A 13,319-nucleotide genomic window follows, 5' to 3' on the forward strand; every position below is an offset into this window, starting at 1 on the left:
ATGTGACAAATAAAGGGAAACATGTACAAGTTGATTTAGTAATAATGATTTAAATGTCTAGATAAGGGGATGGAGTATGATTGAATTGGAAATTAGGGTGGAGCGTCTTAGGAAAGAACAAATAGGCGATATTGTAGCATTATCTTCTTATATTGGCTGGGATTATAACAGAGAAGAAATTGAGACTATTTTTGATTCAGGTATCGTATATGGTGTGTGGAATGAGAGGGAGAAACTAATTGCTAGCGCGGCAATAATATTATATGGGGAAAAATTAGCGTCTATCGGAATGGTCATTGTACATCCAGATTATAAGGGGAGAGGGATTGGAAAGGCGATAACGAATTCATGTATTAAGAGCGTATCGGTTCAAACTCCCATTATACTTATTGCTACGGATGAGGGAAAGCCTCTATATGAAAAATTAGGATTTAGAGTAGTAAGCTATGTTTCTAAATACATATGTAACTCGTACAATGTGAATGATTATTGTGTAGGAAATGAAGATTATATGGTGAAGTATGAAGAGTGTGATTTAGAAGAAATAATAAAATTAGATGAAAATGCGTTTGGAACAAATAGAAAAGTATTTTTAACGAAAAGAATGATACAAAGTGAACAGTGCATCGTTGTAAAGGACAACAAACGAAATGTATTAGGTTACGGTTTAAGTATACAAACATCAGAAAATAAAATAATAGGACCAGTTGTTGCGAAAAATGATACGATGGCAATGAGGATTGTACATTATTTAGCAAGAGAGCATCATGGTAAATTAAGAATGGATGTACCAGAAGGAAAGAATGGTTTCATGAAAGAATTAGAGATTACTGGTTTTCAAAAGGTTAATACACCACCAATTATGATGAAAAATAGCGATAAATTATTAAAAAGGAGTAATGAACTGTATAGCATTGCAGCACAAGTTTTTGGGTGAAAAAAGAATCCTTTCGTGAAAAGGATTCTTTTTTATAGCCAATTTAATCACGATATTGGTCATGAGTAGGTTGAAAGAGGTCTTCTTCGACATCTCTAACAACTGAAAAATGATCAACGTTATAATGGCCGTGTAAAGTTTTATTGTGATGACCAATAATTTGCTCTGCAGACAATACGTTAGAATCAGTTGTTGAATGACCGTTTTTAATTAATGTAACGTCAAATCCTTGTACAGTTGCTGTCCTAACGGCAGTGTCGATGCAATGTTCTGTTTTACATCCGCCTATAACAATATGATTAATGTTTTCTTCTTTTAAAAGTTCAAGTAAAGAAGTGCCGTAGAATGAATTGGTTGCTGCTTTATTAATAAGGATTGCAGACTGGGGTACTTGAATTTGATTATGTACTTCAAATCCTTCGCCGCTGCCAGAAGCAACATCGATATCTCTTACGAAAACAATAAGAGCATTTGAATCTATTGCTTTCTGCAGTGCTGTATTTAGTGTAGATAATAGCTCGGTTTTGCGAAAAACTTCATTTTCTTGCTCATTTCCATCAATTAATTCTTGTTGAGCGTCGATAATTAATAGTGCTTGTTTCATCGTGTCTCCCCTTTAATATGAAATAAGTTCCATTTTACATATTCCTTCAGGTTGTTAGGAAATCCTCCATTGTAAGCGAAGTAGAAGATTGATTTACAAAGTTGTCAAAGAAATTTCATTCTCATAGCATGTAAAAACATGTATGATAGGAGATGGAGAATTTTTGAGTAGGTGGGAATAACATGCAAACAGTAGAAGATTATCTTTCATTCTTACATACGAAAGGATTTAAATTATCAGAGGAAGCACAAGGGTTTATTATGTTCGGACAAGGATATACTGGTGCGTCTGATGGGATTGTGAACGCAGCAATAGAAGCAACAATTAAACATCAATTGCAGTTTGATGGTAGTTATTTCGTTGCGTTATTAGAACGATTGAAAGAGGAAGAAATTACAGATAAAAAAAGCGCTAAGGCTTTTATGCGGAAGTTACAAGCGTAACTTCACGCAGCCTGCGCTTCTTTTTTTGTTTTGGAAGGTAATTCAACAAAAATCATGCCTAGGAAAATACAGAGGCATCCGATAATAGCAGAAATAGAAAGTTGTTCGTTTGCAACGAGAACGCCTGTTAAGGCAGCAAAAACGGGTTCCATTGCGAAAATGATTGCTACTCTCGTTGGAGACGTATGTTTTTGTGCTGATGTTTGAATGAAAAAAGCAATGGATGTCGCAAATAGGGAAGTTAAAAATAGAGCGAATAAAAAGGAAGAATTCGTCCATAGTACTACTGAAAATAATTTTTCCCAATCTTCAAACAAAAAGGCGCAAATAGAAGAAAACATACCGACAGCTAATACTTGCGACGTGCTTAACAATAAAGGTGATATTTTCTTAGAGAAGAAGCCGTTAACAAGAATATGGGCAGCGAAAGCGACTGCACAACCGAGAACGAGTATGTCTCCAATGTTTAATTGAAAAGAATCAGCAGCTGTTAATAAGTATAAACCCGTTGTAGCTACAGCAATACCAAGTACGATGAAAATGGTAGCTTTTTGTTTTAAAAAGATAAATGATAAGATTGGGACCATAACAATGCTTAGCCCAGTTAAGAAACCTGCTTTTGAAGATGTTGTATAGAGTAAGCCAAATGTTTGCAATAAATAACCGACAAATAAGAAAAAACCAACGATTATCCCTGCCGTGCTACTATGTTTTATATCTTGTTTTGAAGTTTTTTGTGAGAAAATAATTCGAACGAATAATAAAATAATTCCAGCGAATAAAAAGCGAATACCATTAAACGTAAATGGACTAACGAAAGACATAGCGTTTTGAACGACAACAAACGTAGCTCCCCAAATAAAAGAGACAAATAATAAAGCAAGAGGAGCAATCCACTCTTTTTTCACACTCATACCCCCGTTAATTTTGTAATATAGCTTTTCTAGCTAATTCATCAGCTACTTTATTTTGACTACTTGGAATCCACTTAATAAAAAAGAGATCGAAGTTTTTTATGTACTGCAGTGCTTCATCTAAAAGAGGTGCAAATATTTTATTTTTTGCGTATTCCTTTTCAACAGCCCGTTCGACAAGCTGGGAATCTGTACGAAAAGAGACAGTGCTATAATTATGCTCGATGCAATATTTTAATGCTAGAAGTAAAGCGCGATATTCTGCTTCATGATTGGACATTGTTCCAAGTGGTAATGATAATTGTACAGGCGGCTGAACGCCTTTAATAAACACTCCTGCACCAGAAGGACCAGGATTTCCTTTTGATGCACCATCAATATATACTTCAATCAAAATGAGAAACCTCCAAATTATAAGATTATCCCCTACTTAAATATTTTTTGAAGTAGGGGATAGAGTAGTTATCCGATTGTGATGCTGTAACGACATGTAAATGTTTCATTCGCTTGTAAAGATTGAATTCCCTTTTTGTCCTTGAAATCTTTTGCTGGTTTTACTTCATCAGCGATTCCGTACCAAGGTTCAATACATAAGAAAGGTGCGTTATCCCCTGGTGTCCATACGCCGACAAATGGGAATCCATCAAATTCTACTTTTACAAATTTATTATGTTTATGAGAACGAATAGAAATTTCATCCGTATTCATATTTTCAAAAATAAGCGCATCATTTTTGAATAAATCATATGTAAGTGGCAGTTCAGTCGTATTTTCAGCGATTAATTGCTTTTTGTTTGAAAGGTAAGGTCCTTCTAATACGCTTGTTTCTAAGCGTTCCGAACCATTAAACGCTAAGTGATAATCTGTAAATGATTCACCGTCCAATAAAGGGAAGTTGAATCCAGGATGTGCTCCGATTGAGAAGAACATCTCTTTAGAAGTAGGATTGTTTACTTCATATGTTACATGAACGCTTTGTCCATCTAGCTCATAAGAAACGAGTAATTCGAATTCATATGGGTATTTTTTTAATGTTTCTTCATTACTAGTAACGATATAAGTGATCTTTGTTTCACTTTGTTCTTTCACAGAGAAAGTAAGATCACGAGCGAAACCGTGTTGTGTTAATGAATATGGTTTACCGTCTACGTAGTATGTATTATCTACTAATCGGCCGACAATTGGAAACAAAATTGGTGCACGGCGTCCCCAATAAGTAGAATCACCTTGCCATAAATATTCTGTGTTGTCTTCTTTTAAGCGAACGCTCTGTAATTCTGCACCTTTGTCAGAAATGGAAACGATCACTTTTTCATTTTGAATTGTTGCTGTCATGAAGTGAAACCTCCTAAATCTTTCATATGTTTCATTATACGTTGTCTAAAAGGAAAAAGGTAGTTTATGATAGGAATCTATTGACGAAAGAGGGGCTACGACGTAAAATATAATCTTGTTGCTTAAAAAACGAATAACGTGGTTCGAAACCATCCCACGTAAAAAAACTAAGGAGATTTTGTCATGAATATTAGAACTTTAGTCGGTAATGGTATTTTAGCGGGATTATATATTGCTGTTTCTATGCTTATTCAGCCATTTGGCTTTACGAATGTACAATTTCGTATTTCAGAGATGTTTAATCATCTCGTTGTATTTAACAAGAAAGCAATTTACGGAATTGTATTAGGTGTATTTTTAACGAATCTCTTGTTCTCACCTATGATCGCTTATGATTTAGTATTTGGAGTAGGTCAATCTATTCTTGCATTAGTTGCAACGATTATTTCTATGCGATTTATTAAAGGTGTTTGGGCTCGTATGATTTTTAATACAGTTATCTTTACGATTACAATGTTTATGATTGCAATTGAACTTCATCTTGCATTGGGTTTACCATTTATGTTGTCTTGGTTAACATGTGCAATCGGTGAATTTGTTGTCATGGCGATTGGTATGCCTGTAATGTACTGGATTAATAAGCGAGTACAATTTGAAAGATTTATGTAATAGATGAAAGGGCTATTCCTATAGGGATAGCTCTTTTTGCATGTGATAATATTGAATATAATTCTTTGACTCTTGATAAAATATAATAAAATAAAGTGAGGCTTTTATTAGCTGGCTACATATAAGAAGTCTTACATAAGGGGAATGTAGTATGAAATATAAAATTCATTGGTTGTATAAAACGAAGCGCGGATTGCAGACGGAATTAACAACAGAGTATATGAACATAGAAGAAATACTTCAATTTGCAGAGGATTTTGAGAAAACAGGAAGAGTAAAAGAATTTTCATTTTATGATGAAATGGACGCAGAATGGTCATTAAAAGAGATGAAAAAGTTAAGTAAGCAAGTAGAGGAAGAGCCCCAAGAAATACTCGTTTATTTTGATGGGGGGTATGATGTGCAAACGAAAGAAGCTGGCGTTGGTATATGTGTGTATTATAAAAAAGGAAATACAAACTACCGCATTCGCCGCAATGCATATATAGAAGGTATAGATGATAATAATGAAGCGGAGTATGCATCACTATTATACGGTATGAATATACTCGAGGAATTAGGGATTAAATATGAAGCAGTTACACTTCGCGGCGATTCTCAAGTTGTATTGCAGCAATTAGCCGGAGAATGGCCTTGTTATGATGAGCATTTAAACCATTATTTAGATCAAATTGAACAAAAGGCGAAGCAAATGAAATTAAAACTTGTATGTGAACCAATATCTAGAAAACAAAATAAAGAAGCACATCAATTAGCAACGCAAGCATTAGAAGGGACAGTCATTGATAGTCATAAAGAAATAACCGAATAGAGAGGTGCAAAGGTGGATAAAAAGCAACTCATTACAGAGGTAAATGACTTATTAGAAACATACTGTGAAGGATGTTTCTTGCGAGAACATAATCGAAAGACAAATAGTAAGTATTATGCTCATTCATTTTGTATAAGACAATGTACAGTTGGAGAAACATTGAAAAAGTATGGAGAACAGTTGTCATAAAAAAACATCCAGAGAAAATTCTCTGGATGTTTTTTTAGTGCTTTGCTTCGTTTAATTGCTGCTCGCATTTGCTTAGTTTCTTTTCCTCGTTCATTAAAAATGGTTCATCTAAATCTACTGCAACAGATTTCATAATTTCAAGCTGTGAGCGAGCTGCTTCTACTGCAGTAGTGGCATGCTCTAATGTGTCTGGATCCATTGAAATTGTTGCAGAACCTACCATCTTTTGTGCTGTTTCTACACGGAATTTTACTTCTTCAAAATCATTTACTTCTGATCCCATTGTTACTGCCTCCTTTGTATATTGCGCATTTCACATAGTTTTTGCTCTGTAAAACGGAAATATACAAAGGAATAATAAAGGAGGTTACCAAGTAAGGTAACCTCCTGTTATATGTTGGATTAAAGTTTTACTACGTTAGCAGCTTGAGGTCCACGGTTACCTTCAGTAATGTCGAAAGATACTTCTTGACCTTCTTCTAAAGCTTTGTAGCCATCTCCTTGAATAGCAGAGAAATGTACGAATACATCGTCAGCGCCTTCCATTTCGATAAATCCAAAACCTTTTTCGTTGTTAAACCATTTTACTTTTCCTTGCATGTTATAATTCCTCCTAAAAGCGTTTACTATTTTCATTTAGTGAAATTCATTTGAAAAATAATATAAACTAAAAATGCTATATTCTTGAATATTCTGCTAAATGATTAATTTAAATATACACGAATTGGGAGAATTTAGTCAAGTAAGCGATTTTATTTTTTGTATTTTTAAATAATTTTTCAGTCGAATTTTTAAATAGGTATAGGACAGGCCGAGTATGTAATATTCTTAATTGAATGCTATACATAATGAGGTGAAAGAATGAATAAGTCTTACTTATTAGATAATGAAGAAATGAGAACGAGAACTGACATACCGGATTGGGTTGCAAAAGAATTTGAGATTTTTTCAAGTGTCGTGTTAGAACCAACTTTTCCATGTTATTTCGGTTTAACAGCTTTGAAAAAGAATGAACTTCGCTATTCATTTCTTTCTCATAATAATTGGAGTCATTTACCACATACAATGTTATCTTTTTTAGAGTTAATGAAAGAGAGGCCGATTGTAAGAAGGGGCTTTTTCCTTTTTGTAGAACCGGAATGTGAAGAACAATCACTCGAATATTACCGTGATTCCTTTTGGAAAGTGCTACAGTATTTACATGAAAACGATAATCAAGCATGGCCAAAGCAAATTCCTGAAGATCCAGACCATTATTTATGGGAATTTTCATTTGGTGGTGAGCCAATATTTGCATTTGGAAATGCGCCAGCTTATAAACAACGAAAAACTAGACATTTAGGGAATTCTCTCGTTATTGGGTTTCAGCCACGCACTATTTTTGATGGATTAGAGGGAGATCGTCCTAAAGGAGCATATTCAAGACAAATGGTCCGTGAGCGAGTTGAAAAGTGGGATCAATTGCCGAAACATCCTAACATTAGTCATTACGGTGACCCAGAGCATCGTGAATGGAAACAATATTTCATAGGAGACGATGTAGAGCTAATAAAAGGGAAATGTCCTTTTCTTCATAGGATAGAAAAATAAGAGCCATCATCTGGATGGCTCTTTTGTATATTTTGGATAAAAAAGGGTATTTTATTATGAAAGCTAGTCTATTTTTTAAAATTACATCATTAACTAGTAGTAAAAAGAGAAGAAAGGATAGAGCGATGTTTGGAGCAATTATACAGCAAATCGTATTAGGTATTTCATTAGCTGCGCCAGTAGGGCCGATTAATATTGAAATGTTAAAACGAGGAATTGAACGTGGGTTTTGGCATGCTTGGGTTGTTGGAATTGGTGGAATGACTGCAGATGTTTTATTTATGCTTCTCATTTATTTCGGTTTATCTTCTGTGTTTATGTATACATATGTACAAGCGTTCATGTATTGCACGGGTTTTTTCTTGTTATTTTATTTAGGATTTCAAAGTGTAAAACAAGGAATTTTCCACTCGAATATGGAATATAAAAAAGAAGAGGTAGGTGGCCTTAAGCAATCGTTTATGGCAGGATTTTTAATTGCGATATCCAATCCATTAAATCTTGTTTTTTGGTTTGGTATATACGGAAGTACACTTAGCTCATTACTTACGAAGGTAACGAAACAAGAAGCTTTTTTGTACAGTCTTTGCATTATTGCCGGTATTATTTTATGGAATTTAAATATTGCTTTTTCTGTACATTTTGGAAGAACTTTATTAAAACCAAAAGCGCTTGGCTATATAACAGCCGGAGCAGGTATTATTTTAGTAGGGTACTCTATACATTTTGCATACAAAGCTTTACAGTTGTTCACATAAGATTGAAGGGGAGATTTTTATGTATCGAACCACTATTGACGGAAAAGAAATTATAATTACGTTAGCGCCAAAAGTCCGAAGAGAAATTACTGATAGAAATCCACTATATGAAGCGGTATTTCATAATGCTGCAAGATTGCTACAAACAAAGCAACCGACGTTTGCAGTAAATCATGAAATATTTGGTCTCATTATTGGAGAAGTGCAAAGAGGAGAAGTAACAGTGTTTGCGGTGGAACATATTATTCCGAAGCAAAATATATTTGGACCGAACAATTTTTTCTCGACAATAGAACAGCAGGCAAATTTGTAAAATGAATAGAATAAGAATAGAAAAGAAATAGTCGTAACGATATGTTGCGGCTGTTTTTTTGGAAAAGGGGGAAACAAGATGAAGAAAGTGGGGAAAGAGTTCTTTTTACAACATGATATCGTTATTATGTATAGCATTCTATTTATTTTCATTATTATTTTAAAAATGCAATTTTTCACGTGGTTTGACATGTTAGCATGTATGTTTGGGATTGTTTTCTATACACTTAATGAATACATGACACATCGTTTTTTATTCCATATTAAGCCGCCTAAAAACACATTTCTATTAAAAATGTTAAGAAGATTACATTATGATCACCACGTATATCCAGATGATTTAAAACTTTTGTTTTTACCTGTATGGTTTAGTATACCTAGTTTTACTATTTATTTGCTTATAGCATATGGTATTACAAAAAGTGTTACTATTACACTTTCATTTGGAATCGGAATGATTATCATGCTGCTCGTTTACGAATGGAAACATTATATTGCCCATAGACCGATTCGTCCCGTCACTAAGTTTGGAAGATGGCTAAAAAAACAACATATATTACACCATTATAAAAACGAAAAGTTTTGGTTCGGTGTTTCAAATCCAGTATTCGATTTTATATTTGGAACACTTAAAGACGGAAAAGATGTTGAGTTAAGCGAAACAGCTCGTAATTTAGAAAAGGAAAAAAAGACAAAAGTAGTGCGTTAAGCACTGCTTTTGTCTTAATGAGGAAAAAATAAGTAAGGTGTCACTTTATTTTGAAAAAGTATATTAAAAATTTAGGAGAAATTGCCGAAAAATGTCTATCGAAAAATCTTTGCATGAATGCATGGATTGTCTAAAATAAGTATAAGTTTCTGAATATTTATAAAATTTAGTCTTTAGGTATACAAGGAGGAAGTGTATTTCAAGTAAGAGAGGGGATCGGTTAATGAAACGAGATGATACGTCAGCACGTAAGTTGCAAAATGAAGTGAATTATACAGAGGTCGTTCAGTCGGAAGAATTTCAATTGTTATTAAATACGAAAAAGAAGTTTATCGTTCCAATGAGTATTTTCTTTTTTAGTTTTTTTATTGCACTGCCTATTTTAACGTCGTATTCAAAGGTGCTTAATACACCTGCATTTGGTGACGTTACATGGGCGTGGGTATTTGCTTTTTCCCAATTTATCATGACATGGGCACTATGTATGATTTATAGCAAAAAAGCAGAATCATTTGATGAAATCTCCCAAAAAATTCTGCAAGATATGCAAAAAAGGAGGGGCTGAACTTGAATACTACTGCATTTGCACTATTTTTAATTATTGTTCTTGGTACGCTCGTCATAACATATTTTGCATCGAAAAAAACGAAAAATGCGAGTGAATTTTATACGGCTGGAGGGGGATTAACTGGTTGGCAAAATGGTCTGGCCATCGCTGGAGATTACATGTCTGCTGCTTCATTTCTTGGTATAGCCGGAGCAATCGCATTAACTGGGTTTGATGGATTCTTTTATAGTATCGGTTTTTTAGTTGCTTATTTAGTTGTACTATATCTTGTTGCAGAACCGCTTAGAAATTTAGGGAAGTATACTTTGGCGGATATGATTGCAGCACGCTTTGATGCGAAAAAAGTTCGGGGAGTTGCAGCTCTTAATACGATGACGATTTCTATCTTTTATATGATTGCACAATTAGTTGGCGCGGGTGCACTTATTAAATTATTATTAGGGATTGAATATACGACATCTGTATTAATCGTTGGAACACTTATGACGGTGTATGTTATTTTTGGAGGGATGACAGCAACAAGCTGGGTACAAATTGTTAAAGCGGTACTACTAATGGCTGGTACGTTTATTATTTCTGTTATCGTTTTCGCAAAGTTTAATTTTAGTGTGACTGAAATGTTTGCACAAATGAAAACAGCTACGCCATTAAAAGATTCGTTTTTAAATCCAGGAGTAAAGTATAAAGTTGGCCTTGATACACTTTCTTTAAATTTAGGACTAGTTCTCGGTACAGCGGGATTACCACATATACTTGTCCGCTTTTTTACAGTACGTGATGCAAAAACAGCACGTCAATCTGTTGTATATGCGACGTGGTTAATTGGTGCGTTTTATATTATGACGATTTTCTTAGGGTTTGGAGCAGCAGCGTTTGTAGGAAATGAGGCAATTATTAAAGCGAATCCAGCGGGTAATATGGCAGCACCTTTATTAGCTAAAGCGTTAGGTGGGGACTTCTTATTTGCTTTCGTATCAGCAATTGCTTTTGCAACGATTTTGGCTGTAGTGGCAGGTCTTGTATTAACAGCAGCATCAGCATTCGCTCATGATTTTTATAATGAAATCATTCGTAAAGGAAAATCAACGGAAAAAGAGCAAGTATCTATGGCTCGTTATGCATCTATTGGAGTAGCGATACTATCTATCATACTTGCATTATTTGCCCAAACATTAAACGTAGCATTTTTAGTATCATTAGCATTTGCAGTTGCAGCGAGTGCAAATCTACCAGTAATTTTATTTACAATATATTGGAAGCGTTTTAATACAACGGGTGCTATTTCGGGTATGATTGTAGGTCTCGTATCAGCAATTGTTCTCGTAGCGTTGAGTCCGAATGTTTGGAATCCTGTAGCTGGAAAAGCTATTTTTGTTGGGGAAGCGTTATTCCCATATACGACACCAGGAATTATTTCAATTCCACTCGGATTTCTTGCAGCATATTTAGGAACGGTTTTATCTAGTAAGAAAGAAGATGCAGCGAAATTTGATGAAATTCTCGTGAAATCTAATACTGGTCATGGCATTAGCGATGCGTCTTCACATTAAATAAAAGAGGAGCTTTTCGATAGATAAGAAAAGCTCTTTTTTCTTTTGTCATTTTCTTGTAAATATTACTGATTTGTAAGTAGGATTTGTCTTAATTTTGTGGAATGAAAATAGCAGGGAGAAATTTAAGTCATCATGGCACCAGCGCAGCTTTTGTGAAAAATAAGTTGTTATGGAAGGTGGAATTAATGATGAAAACGAAGCAAACTGATGAATTATTAGCAAAAGATGAGCAATATGTTTGGCACGGAATGCGTCCCTTTAGTCCAAATAGCACAATGGTAGGGGCAAAAGCTGAAGGATGCTGGGTTGAAGATATACAAGGAAAAAGATATTTAGATGGTATGAGTGGCCTTTGGTGCGTAAATAGTGGATATGGAAGAAAAGAGCTTGCAGAAGCGGCTTATAAGCAATTACAAACATTATCATATTTTCCAATGTCACAATCACATGAGCCAGCTATAAAGCTTGCTGAAAAGTTAAACGAGTGGCTTGGTGGAGAGTATGTTATTTTCTTCTCAAATAGTGGATCAGAAGCGAACGAAACAGCTTTTAAAATAGCAAGACAATACTATGCTCAAAAAGGTGAACCACATCGTTATAAATTTATGTCACGTTATCGCGGGTATCACGGGAATACAATGGCGACAATGGCAGCGACGGGACAAGCGCAGCGTAGATATCAATATGAACCGTTTGCTTCAGGTTTTTTACATGTAACACCACCGGATTGTTACCGTATGCCTGAAATTGAAGGGCAGCATATTTATGATGTAGAATGTGTAAAAGAAGTCAATCGTGTTATGACGTGGGAATTAAGTGAAACAATTGCTGCTTTTATTATGGAACCTATTATTACAGGCGGGGGCATATTAATGCCACCACAAGACTATATGAAAGCTGTTCATGAGACGTGTCAAAAACACGGTGCCTTGCTTATTAGTGATGAAGTGATTTGCGGTTTTGGGCGTACAGGAAAAGCATTTGGATTTATGAATTATGATGTAAAGCCTGATATTATTACAATGGCAAAAGGTATTACGAGCGCATATTTACCATTATCTGCAACAGCTGTGAAAAAAGAAATATATGAGGCTTTTAAAGGTAAAGGAGAATATGAATTCTTCCGCCATATTAATACATTTGGTGGAAATCCAGCAGCTTGTGCATTAGCACTTAAAAATTTAGAGATTATGGAGAATGAAAATTTAATTGAGCGATCTGCACAAATGGGTTCCCTTTTATTAGAGCAACTAAAAGATGAAATTGGGGAACATCCACTTGTTGGGAATATTAGAGGGAAAGGTCTATTAGTTGGAATCGAATTAGTAAATGATAAAGAGACGAAAGAGCCAATTGATAATGATAAAATAGCAAGTGTCGTAAATGCTTGTAAAGAAAAGGGATTAATTATCGGACGCAACGGTATGACAACGGCAGGATATAATAACGTTTTAACACTAGCACCGCCTCTTGTTATTTCAAGTGAAGAAATTGCCTTTGTTGTTGGAACGTTGAAGACGGCGATGGAACGTATTTAATAAATAGAGAGAGGAGCGAGCTGTAATATAAGGCTCGCTTTTGTTTAGTAGGAGGGGACTTTTAATGGAGAAATATGATCCTAACAAACATTATCACATCTGATATTATGAAGACGGATATGATTTAGAAGTGACGGCGTACAAAAGAATAAATGAACCAGTTTGGGATGCTTATATTCCGCACTATGAGGCAGACGATTTTTATAAGAAAGTGGAGGGAATGAAGCTAGGTAAATATATAGATGATTATGGCATTATGGTGTATTCATTTGAGAATGATATTGATGATAATGAAGTACGAATTATTTTTGAAAAATGGTTAAAAAAGAACGGGATTGTTTAAAGATAAAATAAAAAGGAGATTGCTATCTTATAAGATAGCAATCTCC

General features: G+C 34.7%; 18 protein-coding genes, 1 pseudogene and 1 riboswitch. Of the genes and pseudogenes, 13 read left to right on the forward strand and 6 right to left on the reverse strand.

From position 1 onward, the window contains the following. Nucleotides 1-76: 76 nt before the first annotated feature. Complete coding sequence (locus MR170_RS02795; protein ID WP_098873907.1) at nt 77-937, forward strand: GNAT family N-acetyltransferase; 861 nt, start codon at nt 77-79, stop codon at nt 935-937. Between the two features lie 43 nt (nt 938-980). Here the strand turns inward: MR170_RS02795 and MR170_RS02800 are convergent, their stop codons facing one another. Continuing rightward, the gene (locus MR170_RS02800; protein ID WP_016082214.1) at nt 981-1,541 is read right to left on the reverse strand and encodes a cysteine hydrolase family protein; all 561 of its coding nucleotides are present in this window, start codon (nt 1,539-1,541) and stop codon (nt 981-983) included. Nucleotides 1,542-1,723: 182 nt separating this feature from the next. Between MR170_RS02800 and MR170_RS02805 the strand changes: the two genes are divergently transcribed. Then, a complete protein-coding gene (locus MR170_RS02805; protein WP_001195212.1) occupies nt 1,724-1,984 on the forward strand; it encodes a DUF6123 family protein in 261 nt (86 codons plus the stop codon). A 2-nt stretch (nt 1,985-1,986) separates the two neighbouring features. On the opposite strand, the gene MR170_RS02810 is transcribed toward MR170_RS02805, so the two are convergent. The 3 genes from MR170_RS02810 to MR170_RS02820 form a co-directional block, all read right to left on the reverse strand. Beyond that, a complete protein-coding gene (locus MR170_RS02810) occupies nt 1,987-2,892 on the reverse strand; it encodes a DMT family transporter (RefSeq protein ID WP_242307134.1) in 906 nt (301 codons plus the stop codon). Between the two features lie 13 nt (nt 2,893-2,905). Continuing rightward, nucleotides 2,906-3,292 (reverse strand): reverse transcriptase-like protein, encoded by a 387-nt coding sequence (locus MR170_RS02815; RefSeq protein WP_000573877.1) that lies wholly within the window; start codon nt 3,290-3,292, stop codon nt 2,906-2,908. Between the two features lie 68 nt (nt 3,293-3,360). After that, nucleotides 3,361-4,233, reverse strand: a complete 873-nt coding sequence (locus tag MR170_RS02820) for an aldose 1-epimerase family protein (RefSeq protein ID WP_016082212.1) — start codon at nt 4,231-4,233, stop codon at nt 3,361-3,363. Nucleotides 4,234-4,365: 132 nt separating this feature from the next. Further along, a riboswitch (PreQ1 riboswitch) is annotated at nt 4,366-4,410 on the forward strand. Nucleotides 4,411-4,416: 6 nt separating this feature from the next. Here MR170_RS02820 and MR170_RS02825 point away from each other — a divergent pair. The 3 genes from MR170_RS02825 (at nt 4,417) to MR170_RS02835 (ending at nt 5,902) form a co-directional block, all read left to right on the forward strand. Beyond that, nucleotides 4,417-4,902: a QueT transporter family protein gene (locus MR170_RS02825; protein WP_242307136.1), complete on the forward strand. Its 486-nt coding sequence runs from the start codon at nt 4,417-4,419 to the stop codon at nt 4,900-4,902. Nucleotides 4,903-5,053: 151 nt separating this feature from the next. Beyond that, nucleotides 5,054-5,713: a ribonuclease H family protein gene (locus MR170_RS02830; RefSeq protein ID WP_000875544.1), complete on the forward strand. Its 660-nt coding sequence runs from the start codon at nt 5,054-5,056 to the stop codon at nt 5,711-5,713. 12 nt (nt 5,714-5,725) lie between these two features. Continuing rightward, the gene (locus MR170_RS02835) at nt 5,726-5,902 is read left to right on the forward strand and encodes a zinc-finger domain-containing protein (RefSeq protein WP_000358801.1); all 177 of its coding nucleotides are present in this window, start codon (nt 5,726-5,728) and stop codon (nt 5,900-5,902) included. A 34-nt stretch (nt 5,903-5,936) separates the two neighbouring features. Here MR170_RS02835 and MR170_RS02840 read toward each other — a convergent pair whose 3' ends face one another. Next, on the reverse strand, nt 5,937-6,185 hold the full coding sequence (locus tag MR170_RS02840) for a DUF2564 family protein (RefSeq protein ID WP_000534400.1): 249 nt from the start codon (nt 6,183-6,185) through the stop codon (nt 5,937-5,939). A gap of 119 nt (nt 6,186-6,304) precedes the next feature. Further along, nucleotides 6,305-6,502 (reverse strand): cold shock-like protein CspB, encoded by a 198-nt coding sequence (gene cspB, locus MR170_RS02845; RefSeq protein ID WP_001161731.1) that lies wholly within the window; start codon nt 6,500-6,502, stop codon nt 6,305-6,307. Nucleotides 6,503-6,763: 261 nt separating this feature from the next. Between cspB and MR170_RS02850 the strand changes: the two genes are divergently transcribed. The 8 genes and pseudogenes from MR170_RS02850 to MR170_RS02885 all read left to right on the forward strand — a co-directional run bounded on the left by MR170_RS02850 (nt 6,764) and on the right by MR170_RS02885 (nt 13,273). Next, the gene (locus MR170_RS02850) at nt 6,764-7,492 is read left to right on the forward strand and encodes a YqcI/YcgG family protein (RefSeq protein WP_242307138.1); all 729 of its coding nucleotides are present in this window, start codon (nt 6,764-6,766) and stop codon (nt 7,490-7,492) included. A gap of 14 nt (nt 7,493-7,506) precedes the next feature. Beyond that, nucleotides 7,507-8,250 (forward strand): LysE family transporter, encoded by a 744-nt coding sequence (locus MR170_RS02855; RefSeq protein WP_016082209.1) that lies wholly within the window; start codon nt 7,507-7,509, stop codon nt 8,248-8,250. 19 nt (nt 8,251-8,269) lie between these two features. Then, complete coding sequence (locus MR170_RS02860; RefSeq protein ID WP_016082208.1) at nt 8,270-8,563, forward strand: hypothetical protein; 294 nt, start codon at nt 8,270-8,272, stop codon at nt 8,561-8,563. 78 nt (nt 8,564-8,641) lie between these two features. Further along, on the forward strand, nt 8,642-9,271 hold the full coding sequence (locus MR170_RS02865) for a sterol desaturase family protein (protein ID WP_242307139.1): 630 nt from the start codon (nt 8,642-8,644) through the stop codon (nt 9,269-9,271). 223 nt (nt 9,272-9,494) lie between these two features. After that, nucleotides 9,495-9,836: a DUF485 domain-containing protein gene (locus tag MR170_RS02870; RefSeq protein ID WP_048565245.1), complete on the forward strand. Its 342-nt coding sequence runs from the start codon at nt 9,495-9,497 to the stop codon at nt 9,834-9,836. A gap of 2 nt (nt 9,837-9,838) precedes the next feature. Then, nucleotides 9,839-11,389, forward strand: a complete 1,551-nt coding sequence (locus MR170_RS02875) for a solute symporter family protein (protein ID WP_016082206.1) — start codon at nt 9,839-9,841, stop codon at nt 11,387-11,389. Between the two features lie 191 nt (nt 11,390-11,580). After that, nucleotides 11,581-12,930, forward strand: coding sequence for an aspartate aminotransferase family protein (locus tag MR170_RS02880; protein WP_153218322.1), 1,350 nt, complete (start codon nt 11,581-11,583; stop codon nt 12,928-12,930). 64 nt (nt 12,931-12,994) lie between these two features. Next, a pseudogene (locus MR170_RS02885) lies at nt 12,995-13,273 on the forward strand (DUF3986 family protein). Nucleotides 13,274-13,319: the final 46 nt, after the last annotated feature.

The organism is Bacillus cereus group sp. BfR-BA-01524 (assembly GCF_022662595.1).
Classification (GTDB): Bacteria; Bacillota; Bacilli; order Bacillales; family Bacillaceae_G; genus Bacillus_A; species Bacillus_A thuringiensis_S.

What these genes read in the sequence shown, in the direction of transcription:
- MR170_RS02795 (WP_098873907.1), top strand. Translation starts at nt 77, where the DNA reads ATGATTGAATTGGAAATTAGGGTGGAGCGTCTTAGGAAAGAACAAATA.
- MR170_RS02800 (WP_016082214.1), bottom strand. Translation starts at nt 1,541, where the DNA reads ATGAAACAAGCACTATTAATTATCGACGCTCAACAAGAATTAATTGAT.
- MR170_RS02805 (WP_001195212.1), top strand. Translation starts at nt 1,724, where the DNA reads ATGCAAACAGTAGAAGATTATCTTTCATTCTTACATACGAAAGGATTT.
- MR170_RS02820 (WP_016082212.1), bottom strand. Translation starts at nt 4,233, where the DNA reads ATGACAGCAACAATTCAAAATGAAAAAGTGATCGTTTCCATTTCTGAC.
- MR170_RS02825 (WP_242307136.1), top strand. Translation starts at nt 4,417, where the DNA reads ATGAATATTAGAACTTTAGTCGGTAATGGTATTTTAGCGGGATTATAT.
- MR170_RS02830 (WP_000875544.1), top strand. Translation starts at nt 5,054, where the DNA reads ATGAAATATAAAATTCATTGGTTGTATAAAACGAAGCGCGGATTGCAG.
- MR170_RS02840 (WP_000534400.1), bottom strand. Translation starts at nt 6,185, where the DNA reads ATGGGATCAGAAGTAAATGATTTTGAAGAAGTAAAATTCCGTGTAGAA.
- cspB (WP_001161731.1), bottom strand. Translation starts at nt 6,502, where the DNA reads ATGCAAGGAAAAGTAAAATGGTTTAACAACGAAAAAGGTTTTGGATTT.
- MR170_RS02850 (WP_242307138.1), top strand. Translation starts at nt 6,764, where the DNA reads ATGAATAAGTCTTACTTATTAGATAATGAAGAAATGAGAACGAGAACT.
- MR170_RS02855 (WP_016082209.1), top strand. Translation starts at nt 7,507, where the DNA reads ATGGCTCTTTTGTATATTTTGGATAAAAAAGGGTATTTTATTATGAAA.
- MR170_RS02860 (WP_016082208.1), top strand. Translation starts at nt 8,270, where the DNA reads ATGTATCGAACCACTATTGACGGAAAAGAAATTATAATTACGTTAGCG.
- MR170_RS02865 (WP_242307139.1), top strand. Translation starts at nt 8,642, where the DNA reads ATGAAGAAAGTGGGGAAAGAGTTCTTTTTACAACATGATATCGTTATT.
- MR170_RS02870 (WP_048565245.1), top strand. Translation starts at nt 9,495, where the DNA reads ATGAAACGAGATGATACGTCAGCACGTAAGTTGCAAAATGAAGTGAAT.
- MR170_RS02880 (WP_153218322.1), top strand. Translation starts at nt 11,581, where the DNA reads ATGAAAACGAAGCAAACTGATGAATTATTAGCAAAAGATGAGCAATAT.